The organism is Xenorhabdus sp. TS4 (genome assembly GCF_014467265.1).
Lineage (GTDB): Bacteria > Pseudomonadota > Gammaproteobacteria > Enterobacterales > Enterobacteriaceae > Xenorhabdus > Xenorhabdus ehlersii.
The window spans coordinates 1-10768 of the sequence record NZ_NKHQ01000096.1; the positions used below are offsets into that span (position 1 = coordinate 1).

The following is a 10768-nucleotide window of genomic DNA, read 5'->3' on the forward strand; positions in this document are numbered from 1 at the left end:
CCTTTCAATGAAGAAAATTAATCTATTGATTTATAATTAAATGGCTATTTAAATTGACCACTTAACGGCGTTCACTGTTCCATTGCTCCCGAAACCCCTTATTGGTGGCGACTCAAGCAGGGTTTGCAATACAGGGAACGATCATCCTGCGAGGCCGAAGCCTCCCCTACCTGAACCGCCATTGAACGGGCGAGCGCAGGCACACTGGCAGAAACTTCCTACCAGTGGATCGTTCTATCAGGGTTGCAAATCCCCGGCTATCGGATTTTGCCAATAGCGTTATCAGGTTAACGGGTTGGATAAAATATTTCAATAAGATAATCATATAGATGGAACTTAGTTATTTTCGTAAAAGATTGATAAAAATGGAACATGCAAAACCAGTATTAATGCCCCCTTAGGCCATGCCTAGTTAAGTTAACAAAACTTTAGGCAGTTCCGGCTAACAATCCTAAGATCTGCCATTTCTCACACCTTAATTTAATCAATTAAATTTTATGACGTATAATCGACACAGATAAGCCTGCTGGCACAACCCGCAGAAAACATGCCCCGTATGGGCTACCCTGCTACATTCCCCACATACTTCCGGAGATTTGGAGCATAACCATGAGCAACACAACTCACTATGAAAACGCCAACTTCCTGCGTGAACTGGCAGAAAATCTGCTCCAGATCATGCCCAGCGCCAACGCAGCCCGCAATGCGGAACTTCTGCAACGGTTAGCTAACGAGGAACTGGCCCAGGCCGAGTACGAAGAACGGGTAAGAGCCAAAGTTGCGATCGCCCGCGCCGACAGTCGCCCAGGCATGACCACCGGACAGCTTCGCCAGCAGTTGCAAAGCCGTTATCAGGAGTCACGCGATGCCGTATCACGTTGAATGGAAACAAGGCGCTATCGAGGACGTTATGGCACTTTTTGACTATATCGCAGAAAATTCATCACTCTGGGATGCCAGAAATGTGACGGATCGCCTCCTGAATTCCACTGACAAACTGGCAGAATTTCCCCGCCTGTACGAAGTGGACACACGCTATGGCGAGGACGTGCGCCGCATCAGCCTGGCAGGACAGCATGTCCTTTACGAAGTAGACGATAAGGCGAAGCAGGTTAACGTGCTGGCTGTAGAGTATCATGTGTTATTAGATCAGAATGAAGCTATTATTTTTTTGAAAGAATTAGGAAGTGATTTAAAATCAATTATTAATAGTAATATTTTCCCAATAACAGATGTTTTATCAAATTTCGCCGCAAATATAAAAGATATTCCTGGTGTTTTAAAAGTTGCAGAAAATTTTAAACCTATAAATATTGGAATATTTTCTCATATAATAAATGAACTAAAAGGAAAGGGAATAAAAGCTATAGAATATTTAGGTAAAAATGGGGAAAGATATATAAAGATAACTGATCATCCAGGTATTAGGAAGTATTTAAACTCGACAAGATATCTTATAAAAAATAATGGAGGTTGGGATAGGTTCTGTAGCTATGGAAAGTAGTGTTGTTTCAGGAGCTAGATTTGGTATTATATTTTCAGCTGGATATAGAGCTGTTGAATTACTCCTTAAGGATGAGTATACCTTAACTAATTTTTTTGTTAATTTATCAATGGATATGGCTAAGTTAATTGTAGCAACAACAATAGCTAGGTTGGTAGTAACAGCAGCTACTTCGCTCATTATTACCACCACCTTAAGTGCTACTGCTATAGCTTTCGGTGTTTTCGTCGTTGGAGCAATTGTTGTCTGGGGGTTAATGGAACTAGATAATAAATTTAAAATCAGTGAATCTATAATTCAAAGATTAAAAGAGCATAAGGCAAAGCCTCCTACACCTTATCATCCTGATCAACTTTTCAATATGTTGTGACGGTATTCACGTGGTTAATAAAAATGATCCATCAAAAGTAAAAATATTTATTGCTGCACTTATATTTATGGGTGCCTCTATAATTGGAGCTATAGCATCAATTATAGATTATCAAAGGCTTTTAACCAGAAGTGACATTGTTACATTCTCAGCGAAAAGTTCTTTTTTTATTTGGTGTAGCCCATTGTGTGTATATATATCCATACTTTTATTTAAGTCAATTTTAAGAAACCACAAGGTAAATTTAAGTAATAAAAACAAGGTTACTTTAAGTAATAGGATTGGTGGGTTGCTTACTTTCATAGGTATGGTTGGATTTGTTTTTACGTTTCTTTTTTCTTTTTATGTTGATTTTAAACTTAAAAGTGAAAATTATTTTTTATGTGCAAAATCATCATGGATGGAAACAAATAAGTATGTGAAAAACATATCATTATGTAAATAAGCATAGCTTATGCTATGCTTACCTCTAATTAAAAATTTCTGTTTTCCCATATACTATAAGCTGATGTTCCAGCTGTTATATGATTCCATGATATGGATTTGTAGTTTAGTAAAACTCTTTCATGTGGCATAGCATCAAAGTTATTTATAGAATGTGGGTATATACAAGAAATATCAACAATAGTAGCCTCAGTTATTTTCACTTCATAAAACAACTCTAATTGTCCAGCTTGGCTGGTTCTGTAAAAGATAAATTTGCCATTTAGGGACTCGTTCGAGTCTATTGCCATAGCTAATAATGGGGAAGTTTATCTATTGGTTTTATGAATTGTATTGGTTGATGGCTGACATTTTGATCTCGCGTTATTGTGTGGTTTAAGCTAAGTACCTGTATTTCGTCCTCGTGTCCGTTTTGATACCGATTTCCTATCGAATCTGGTGTTGAACATCCCGCAGATATGAGACCTTGGTTTTTACCATTTAAAGATAAATAAATCATTTATGACATAAAATTACCATCCTAGTTATTTAGAATTAGATTTGATTATTACAATTCTTAACATAACATATAGATGAAATCAAACAAAGAAATATGAAAAATATTTCTTTGTTATTATTTTTGTTAAATCACTATTTTTATTTGGTTATCTTCTTTAAAATAAAAATGTAATCCGACTACTTTTCTACCTTGCTTTACTGTATCCACTTTTACTTCTAAGTTTGTTTTTTTATTTAATTCATCAACGGAAGGTTTTATTACCCATTGATTAAGAGCTCTAAATTGAAGATATTTATTTCCTATCCCTAAGATAATCCTAAATTCATCAAGGGGAATGTATCTATTTTGAAAGTCAAATCGTTGTATGAGTAATTCATATAACCTAATGCTGTATGCACTTGCCAATGATGATACATTCTTTAATAGTATCTTAGTGAAAGATCCTTGTAACATCGTCAAGTAAGGTAGAACAGAGTCAGAAAAAGTTATTTCAATTTTTCCTTCTCCTGAAAGGTAAGTAGCCCTTTCTTGTAACCATCTAACTTCTCGTTTAATATTCTCATCTTTGATGAAAATAGTTCTATCCCAAAGCCTATCTATAGCTTTATTTAATTCTCTTTCTGCGTTTTCTCTACCCATTTCAGGAAAATTACAAAAGAATTCAGATGCTGTAATAGTCATTTTTTTCTGATTATCAGCCGGAACATCAAAAGCTTTTAATTTGCAGATGCAAGTAAGTAAGAAACGCTGTTCTTGCAAAGTCAATTTGTAACTAGCTTCAATTAAACTGTTAGATTTTATAGCAACTTGGCTCATCATAATTTAATCCATGTGAAGTATAGATATGATAATAAGCTATACAATATATTATTGGTATAGAATATTTTTTTTTCTATACCAAGATCTGTGGATATCACCGTAATTTTCTATGCGCTTTACCGTAATTTTCTATGCGCTTTAAGGTAAAAGTACCGTAATTTTCTATGCGCTTTACCGTAATTTTCTATGCGCTTTGCCTAAAAAATCATTTAAAATCAATTATATACAAGCACCATAAGGTTTATAATTTAAAAGAAATAAGGTTAAATAAGGGGAGAGATCTGTGGATAACAAAGAAAAATAAGATTTAATTCAGCTTTTTTGTTTTGCTCTATCCTTAAAATTCCTAACAAACCTACAAGGGGTTACAAGATCAAATCCGCTGTCTTCGACTCTATGCACCTGCTGTTACATTACGTTTCGTGCCGATGGGTTCGCTTTGCTCACGGCTTTGCAGGGCTGAAAGATTTAGTCCCCCTTTGTATCGGCGGTTCAATCCACGAAGATCCCAATAAATCCGAAGAGCAGCCTTCCATGCCTTAACAGGCATAAATCCACTTAAAAACCTCTCTGAGCCATTTTTTAGATATCAACACAGATTCCATCATCAAGAGCAAAAAAATCGCTCAAAATCGTTTTGAGGCGGTTTTATCAGTGATATTTTAAATATGGCGTGATTGATATTGTGAAAAGAGGCACAAACTGTTGATCATCACGGTCACCATAAATGTTGGGCGTGATCCATCTGTTGATGCAAGATACGGGCGATCAGGATATCGCTGTCTCGGACAGTGTAAAAAACAGTGTGGCGCTGAAATTCTATCCGTCTAACACCGTATACTGCCGGATAATCCCGTCCAATATCGGGCATATTTGCCAGCGTCTCTAAAAATGCGTTCAGAGCGTCTGTATAGTGATCCGCTTGGGCTTCCCCAAATTGTATCAACGTATAATCATAAATACTTGCAAAGTCCTCCGCAGCACGTTCTGATAGCCTATACACGATGTCGCTGTTTCCTCTGTTCAGCAATCTCCCGCAGCGTCAACGCACTTTCCCCGCTTTCCAGTCCCTCGATCACCGCGTTACGGATGGCTTCGTCCTGATATTCCTGTTGTTCCAGCAAACGCAATGCCGAACGCATCACTTCGCTGGCTGAACCGTAACGGCCACTTTCAATCATCCGTTGCACAAAACCGTCAAGTTGTTTCCCCATACTGATGGACGTAATTTTTCTCATAGTGGACACCTGTATTAACTGTTAATACATCAAGCATACTGCAAACTGATTTGTGACCCAATTAAAACGGTTGTTATTTATTCAAACAGGGAGGCGGCGTCACTTGGATTTTACCAAGTGACGCCGTTAAAAAAATGGTTGTAAACCTTGTCCGGCCTGCTATCTCACAAAATCTTACCGAATGAAACCACCTAAAAAGCCGGATAAAACAACTTGGGGTTGTAAGCCGGAACCGCCCAAAATTTTGTCAGACTAATTTCAGTCCTTCGAGCATCGCATCCAGATCAATCTCTTTCCCTCCACTATTAAAGGTATAATGGCCGTTCAATAAAATATGTTGCCATGCTACGGGAGACAGTTTGCTGATAAATTCGCCTGCTTTTTCCATATCTCCCAGGCTTTCTCCATATTTCTCCATCAACCGGGATATTAAGGCTGAATTGTAGTAAATGATCACACAGGCCAGTATCGGATGACGCAAAATGGAATGTCCATCTGAGCCAGAATATCGTCTTTGTCTTCAATGGAAACCAGCTCATCAGAAAGATGCCGGTGTTGCAGACTGTCATCGAGATATAGTTCCCCCGATTCCAGCCGCTTTCTGAGTTGCCGGTATAGCCAAAATTCATAACGATCGGTATTTAACCCTACAGGATGACCTTTTTCATCTAAGATCAGCAGCCACGAGTGCAGTCGTTTCGGTAGAGTTTCTTTTGGGCATTCCATCAGCGGACGCTGGCTCAGTCGTTGTTGCCGGAAAAATACTCCCTTAACCCAGACAAGGGCTGACAACCATGGACAATCAGTTTTCACACTGGAAAAATCCCGCGCAGAAAACAGAGGCCGTAAATGACGGCGGATGAGGTTTGTCTGAGTATCCACTGCTTTCCAGTGCTGAGCCAGTTTACTGTCTGAGCGGCTGCTCATGTGTAACGCTGCCTGTTGCAGGTTGTCTCTGGAAATAATTTTCCAGGCTCTCTGACGGACATTACCGAAAGATAAGCTATCGGACACGCTGTCATCAACAAACAGGGATAATACACGTCCCAATTTATGATTATCCTGTTGCTGACGTAATTGAGCGGCTTCAAAGCGTTTTTGGCTTCCGCACTGCATCGCTCTTCTATTTGCCTCATATGCCAGATAAGGGCACTCACCAGATTATCAGACAGCTGTCGGTAACGTAGCCAGACATAGCACAGCAGGTATATGCGCTTTCCTTTCTTCACGCAAACAAAAATCACACGGCATTGCCTTTATCGATTCCACTAAAATCGCGGTTTGCCATAACCTACGTATCTTTAGACTGAAAAAGATGGTTTGATTTTGTGCAGTGAACTTTTCGAGGGAATGGGCGAAAAACCCCCAGTAAACGTGGACAACCCCCGTGATTGAGTCTGCGCTGTACCATACAGTCAATTTAACATAACATCCGTTGCCAGAACCGCCTGTATGCCACTCAGCGCAGTTTTTACCTTAAACCTACAAAAGCCCCTCTCTACTGCCCATAAAACGCGCAAAATTGCGTACAGACGTTTTTAAGCAATTGCATAACTATGCATACTACTTCGTGTTCATGGGTTTTACGTCAAAAAGATCACGTAAACCGAATTTTAGTCAATTTCCCCACTGTAAAAATCATTCGCATCGGTATGAACGTGAATCGAATTAATACAATACGGGATGATATGACGCTAGGTCTAATTGGATACCAGTTAATGATTCGTGAAAATAGTGATGATTTCGATTTGAATGGGTTATAAGTCGGAATGTTTTGATCACGCAAAAAATATCATAGCTAAAAACGTCCTAGAGCGATTTTAAGCTCTTTTCTGTCTTAAGTTACCCCCTTTTATTGGCGTGTATAAAAAACGGCTGAGAATGGCTTCTGTGCGGTTTTATATCCATGAGTACATGGGGGATACTCTTTGGATCAAAATTAAGACCTTTAGCGGATCAAATAACTGATACTGGAGGGGGACTGAATGGATAACCTTTTCCCTCCCTGCTAAGCCGTGAGCGAAGCGAACTAAAGGTTCTCGATAGCATGGAGTCGGAGATAGTAGGATCTAACCGTGGAGCGCCCGTGAGGGCGGCTGAAAGGAGCTGCAAAGCGACGACATCCTTTTTTGTGATCGGGCTGACTAAATTTTCTGACTTATCCACAGGGAGCGCCTTTTTTAACTTGTTTTTTTGTTTTTATTCTTGTTTTCGGTCGGTTTTTATCTTTATTAATCAATTAATTACACCATGATAGGTGGTGCTTTTGACGGTAATAGGTGGTGCTTTTGACGGTAATAGGTGGTGCTTTTGACGGTAATAGGTGGTGCTTTTGACGGTAATATTCACAACCAAATGTGGTTGACAAATAAAAGACACCACCTATATTTATGGTGGTGTCTAAAAAATGTTTTCCACTAATAATGGTACAAGATATGACCGAGATTATTGCCTACAAGTCAAATGCCCTCATTGAAGCTAGTTATAAATTGACTCTTCAAGAACAAAGAGTTTTATTGATGTGCATCGGTAAGTTGAACCCCCAAGCAATCACTCCTGAAAAAACATTTCAATTAACTGCTAGTGAGTTTTACTTAGCATTTCCTGATATGGGCAGAGAGAATGCGGAACGCAGATTACAGGAGGCTGCTGATAAATTAGCTGAACGTTGGATTTATATTCATTGGAAGGAAAAAGAAGAAAAAATAAGATGGATTCAAGGCCAAGCTAAATATTTCAATGGTCAAGGGAAAGTAGAATTAGTTTTTTCTGATCTAATTATGCCTTATTTGACACAATTAAAAGGCCAATTTACTACCATTGCAGTAAAAAATGTTTCAGCACTAAAGAGAACCTATAGCATAAGAATTTATGAATTATTAATGCAATTCAAAAAAACTGGAGATAGAATCATTAATCTAAAAGATTTTAGATCCATGTTAGGAATAGAAGATAAATATTTACAATTTAAGGACTTAAATAAACTTCTTTTAAAACCATCTATAAAAGAACTAAATCAAAAAAGCAATCTGCTTGTATCCGTTGATACTGTTAAAGATGGGCGTAATGTTGTCGCTTTACATTTCATATTTAAAGAGGATAATCAAATAAAAATGAGCATTTAACAAAAATCATTAGGAAATAATATAAAATCAAACCGTTTATTCGGATTTATATTTCTTTTTTAGAGAAAGTCTGTGTGATATGTTATTAATTTAGATTATCTATAAATAACTAGGATGGTAATTTTATGTCATACATGATTTATCTAACATTAAACGGCAAGAAGCAAGGATTGATATCCGCAGGTTGCTCCACTCTAGACTCTATAGGAAACCGATACCAAAAAGGGCACGAAGATCAAATACAGGTACTCAGTTTAGATCATTCAATATCTCGTCAACAGAATGTAAGCCATCACCCCATACAATTTATCAAACCCATAGATAAATCATCTCCATTATTAGCCATGGCAATAGATTCCAACGAATCACTAGATGGTAAATTTATTTTCTTCAGAACTGGTCAGATAGGACATTTAGAGCATTTTTATGAAGTCAAAATCACGGAAGCCACAATTTCTGAAATTTCTTGTACCTATCCGCATTCTATAAATGATTTTGATGCCATGCCATATGAAAGAATTATACTTAACTATAAATCAATCTCATGGAATCATGTAACAGCAGGTACATCTGCCTATAGTATATGGGAAGACAGAGTGTACTAAGTAAAAACTAAGCATATATTTAATATATGCTTAGTGACATAAATTTATATTTCTAACATATTCATTTGGTGCAATTAAAGATTTTTTGCTACACGTTACATAACCAAAATGTTTCAATTTATTATCAACATATAAAGACACAGGAATACTAAAAATAAACGCAAAGAAAAATAACCACACTAAAAAATTAACCATACGGCCTTGATATGGTCGAGGTTTATCTAAGAAACAAGCAATCATAAGAGAATACAACATATGAATACTTATTGGAAATCCAAAGGAAATAAAAAACACCCTCCAAGAAAAATAAACTCTATCATTTAAGTTAATTAATGAAATAAAATCACGCCATGAAAAAAAAACCACCGAAAACATTGATAACATAATCAGCATCAATATTGATATGTAAAAAAGCCTACGCCATAAAGAAAAAATTACCGGTTTCTCGTTTTTATTTTCAATTTTATTTGACATAAAGTTCTCTCATTTAATAATCATAAAATAAAAACATTTCCATATTTAATTCCAAGGCCAAATAGCTGGAGTACTTACGCCCATTGCTTGGCGATTAATCTCATAATGATTACCTGGTATTTTTTTATCTACTTCTTTAATCGTTTCAATAACGCTATTTGTTATCCCTAATTCATTATCAAGATAATATAAAAGTGCTGCTATACCAACACCAATAAAAAACAATCCAACAGAAAGCCCTATTACACTCACTCCCGCTGCTAAAAAATACCCAGCCGCTATTTCACCAACAGCGGCAGTAGCTAACACAGTAACCAATGTCTTGGCCGCATCAACTGTTATATTACCCAGAAAATCGGCAAGCGCATATTCATCTTTTGTCATAAATTCGATAGTTCTATAAGCAAGAGAGAAAACTATACTAACCTTAACTCCAGTAACTATACCATTTACTAGACTTTTTGAACCAATTCCTATTTTTAATATCTTTTGATTATCAAGACGATAATTAGTTCCTGTTATAAATTTTCTAACGCTTTGTTTACCTGTTATCTTAATATGTTTAGCTCCTCCTCTCCCTTTATATTCTTTAGCTTTAATACCAAAACTTTTAAATTCATTTATGATTTTAATCACTCCTATAGAATCAAACATATTTCCTGCAAACGACGATGCCGGATCTGTACATGAAAATATTTTATCTTTCCATGCCTTATATTCACCATTTTTACACAATGCTGCTTTTAAAAAGCCTGTAGCTTCTTCTAACGTTATTAGAGCATAATGTTCTTCATTCTTTGCATCATTTAATTTTCTTTCAAGCTCAGCATATTGTTTTTCTCTATACGCTTTCATATGGCTAAGAGGTTTTAATCTTCCATTATCAAATACTAACTGCCCATCCATAAACTCATCTGAAATGCTTCTGCTCATTTGACACCCCCAAAACTACATAACCTGATAATTTATTGACATTTTGTCTCATATTTTATCGGACTCAACTATTTTTTCTTTAAATTTCCTGAATTATTGGGAAGTGGATCAAATTTCCTTGTCGGGATATAACACTGTGTTTTAAGCTTCTCGACCAGCTGATAAGTCTGGCTATGGCACTGAAGTTTCTGTCCTCATATTTAGGGGTTGTAGGCGGTAAACCTCCTGTTCTTGACGCAGTATAATAGGCATTAGCGAAGGGATGTCGGGGCTTATGCTCTGACCCAGCGTTTTGTAACACTGACTGCGTGCAGGCTGTGCTACAAAACACATCTGACCCGTATTTGACCCTAAAATTTTTTAAATTTATTCCCAACTTCGCGGTCGCCCTGACTGACCAACTCATCCCAATCTGGGGCATTTCTGGGTTTTCGTTTTGCCATACGTCCCTTCATATCAAAATATCGGCTTGGCCAGATTTGGGCAGGGTGCATATTCAGACGACGGGCAATGATCCATTCGCCTTTGGGCCATGCCCGTTTCAGGACATTTGCCAGTGTGGAAGAACTTAAACCAGATTCACGGGACAGGGCGGCAACGATATCGGCGGGATGCCAGTCTTGTGTATTCATACCTGCTTCACCTCATTGTTGTTATTGGGGTTTCGGGAGTAACGGAACAGTAAACACCTTTAAGCGGTCAATTTAAATAGCCAAAAATTAGGTAGCCAATTTACATCGTAAATTGTCATTTTTAG

12 protein-coding genes and 4 pseudogenes are annotated in these 10768 nt (G+C 37.3%); 7 read left to right on the top strand and 9 right to left on the bottom strand.

The window, feature by feature from the left end:
• Positions 1–609: 609 nt before the first annotated feature.
• The 4 genes and pseudogenes from Xets_RS19110 (at position 610) to Xets_RS19125 (ending at position 2319) form a co-directional block, all read left to right on the top strand.
• Positions 610–882 (top strand): plasmid stabilization protein, encoded by a 273-nt coding sequence (locus Xets_RS19110; RefSeq protein ID WP_187652349.1) that lies wholly within the window; start codon positions 610–612, stop codon positions 880–882.
• Positions 866–1129, top strand: a pseudogene (locus Xets_RS19115) (type II toxin-antitoxin system RelE/ParE family toxin); the annotation flags it as partial. The gene Xets_RS19110 and the pseudogene Xets_RS19115, both read left to right, overlap by 17 nt.
• A 364-nt stretch (positions 1130–1493) precedes the next feature.
• Positions 1494–1874 (top strand): hypothetical protein, encoded by a 381-nt coding sequence (locus Xets_RS24850; RefSeq protein WP_255430694.1) that lies wholly within the window; start codon positions 1494–1496, stop codon positions 1872–1874.
• Positions 1875–1884: 10 nt separating this feature from the next.
• Complete coding sequence (locus Xets_RS19125) at positions 1885–2319, top strand: DUF1240 domain-containing protein (protein ID WP_338066718.1); 435 nt, start codon at positions 1885–1887, stop codon at positions 2317–2319.
• A gap of 28 nt (positions 2320–2347) precedes the next feature.
• On the opposite strand, the pseudogene Xets_RS19130 reads toward Xets_RS19125, so the two are convergent.
• The 6 genes and pseudogenes from Xets_RS19130 to Xets_RS19155 form a co-directional block, all read right to left on the bottom strand.
• Positions 2348–2817: pseudogene (locus Xets_RS19130) on the bottom strand (Hcp family type VI secretion system effector).
• 123 nt (positions 2818–2940) lie between these two features.
• Entirely contained in the window at positions 2941–3636 is a 696-nt protein-coding gene (locus tag Xets_RS19135) for a replication initiation protein (RefSeq protein WP_187652350.1), read from the bottom strand.
• A gap of 718 nt (positions 3637–4354) precedes the next feature.
• Complete coding sequence (locus Xets_RS19140) at positions 4355–4639, bottom strand: type II toxin-antitoxin system RelE/ParE family toxin (protein ID WP_099134081.1); 285 nt, start codon at positions 4637–4639, stop codon at positions 4355–4357.
• Entirely contained in the window at positions 4632–4874 is a 243-nt protein-coding gene (locus tag Xets_RS19145; protein WP_099134080.1) for a type II toxin-antitoxin system ParD family antitoxin, read from the bottom strand. Before Xets_RS19145 ends, Xets_RS19140 begins: the two co-directional genes overlap by 8 nt.
• Before the next feature lie 247 nt (positions 4875–5121).
• On the bottom strand, positions 5122–5355 hold the full coding sequence (locus Xets_RS19150) for a Tn3 family transposase (RefSeq protein ID WP_187652351.1): 234 nt from the start codon (positions 5353–5355) through the stop codon (positions 5122–5124).
• Positions 5355–6088, bottom strand: a pseudogene (locus Xets_RS19155) (Tn3 family transposase); the annotation flags it as partial. The pseudogene Xets_RS19155 and the gene Xets_RS19150, both read right to left, overlap by 1 nt.
• Here Xets_RS19155 and Xets_RS19160 point away from each other — a divergent pair.
• The 3 genes and pseudogenes from Xets_RS19160 to Xets_RS19170 all read left to right on the top strand — a co-directional run.
• A pseudogene (locus Xets_RS19160) lies at positions 6088–6186 on the top strand (transposase); the annotation flags it as partial. The pseudogenes Xets_RS19155 and Xets_RS19160 sit on opposite strands and share 1 nt — an antisense overlap.
• A 1123-nt stretch (positions 6187–7309) precedes the next feature.
• Positions 7310–7999 carry a replication initiation protein gene (locus Xets_RS19165; protein WP_187652353.1) on the top strand — a complete coding sequence of 230 codons (690 nt, stop codon included), beginning with the start codon at positions 7310–7312 and terminating at the stop codon, positions 7997–7999.
• A gap of 125 nt (positions 8000–8124) precedes the next feature.
• Positions 8125–8604, top strand: a complete 480-nt coding sequence (locus Xets_RS19170) for an Hcp family type VI secretion system effector (protein WP_047770631.1) — start codon at positions 8125–8127, stop codon at positions 8602–8604.
• Positions 8605–8634: 30 nt separating this feature from the next.
• Here Xets_RS19170 and Xets_RS19175 read toward each other — a convergent pair whose 3' ends face one another.
• The 3 genes from Xets_RS19175 to Xets_RS19185 all read right to left on the bottom strand — a co-directional run bounded on the left by Xets_RS19175 (position 8635) and on the right by Xets_RS19185 (position 10643).
• A complete protein-coding gene (locus Xets_RS19175; RefSeq protein ID WP_187652354.1) occupies positions 8635–9078 on the bottom strand; it encodes a DUF1240 domain-containing protein in 444 nt (147 codons plus the stop codon).
• A 45-nt stretch (positions 9079–9123) separates the two neighbouring features.
• Positions 9124–10011 carry a hypothetical protein gene (locus Xets_RS19180; RefSeq protein WP_187652355.1) on the bottom strand — a complete coding sequence of 296 codons (888 nt, stop codon included), beginning with the start codon at positions 10009–10011 and terminating at the stop codon, positions 9124–9126.
• Positions 10012–10361: 350 nt separating this feature from the next.
• Positions 10362–10643 carry a helix-turn-helix transcriptional regulator gene (locus Xets_RS19185; RefSeq protein WP_187652356.1) on the bottom strand — a complete coding sequence of 94 codons (282 nt, stop codon included), beginning with the start codon at positions 10641–10643 and terminating at the stop codon, positions 10362–10364.
• Positions 10644–10768: the final 125 nt, after the last annotated feature.

What these genes read in the sequence shown, in the direction of transcription:
- Xets_RS19110 (WP_187652349.1), top strand. Translation starts at nt 610, where the DNA reads ATGAGCAACACAACTCACTATGAAAACGCCAACTTCCTGCGTGAACTG.
- Xets_RS24850 (WP_255430694.1), top strand. Translation starts at nt 1,494, where the DNA reads ATGGAAAGTAGTGTTGTTTCAGGAGCTAGATTTGGTATTATATTTTCA.
- Xets_RS19135 (WP_187652350.1), bottom strand. Translation starts at nt 3,636, where the DNA reads ATGATGAGCCAAGTTGCTATAAAATCTAACAGTTTAATTGAAGCTAGT.
- Xets_RS19145 (WP_099134080.1), bottom strand. Translation starts at nt 4,874, where the DNA reads ATGAGAAAAATTACGTCCATCAGTATGGGGAAACAACTTGACGGTTTT.
- Xets_RS19165 (WP_187652353.1), top strand. Translation starts at nt 7,310, where the DNA reads ATGACCGAGATTATTGCCTACAAGTCAAATGCCCTCATTGAAGCTAGT.
- Xets_RS19170 (WP_047770631.1), top strand. Translation starts at nt 8,125, where the DNA reads ATGTCATACATGATTTATCTAACATTAAACGGCAAGAAGCAAGGATTG.
- Xets_RS19175 (WP_187652354.1), bottom strand. Translation starts at nt 9,078, where the DNA reads ATGTCAAATAAAATTGAAAATAAAAACGAGAAACCGGTAATTTTTTCT.
- Xets_RS19180 (WP_187652355.1), bottom strand. Translation starts at nt 10,011, where the DNA reads ATGAGCAGAAGCATTTCAGATGAGTTTATGGATGGGCAGTTAGTATTT.
- Xets_RS19185 (WP_187652356.1), bottom strand. Translation starts at nt 10,643, where the DNA reads ATGAATACACAAGACTGGCATCCCGCCGATATCGTTGCCGCCCTGTCC.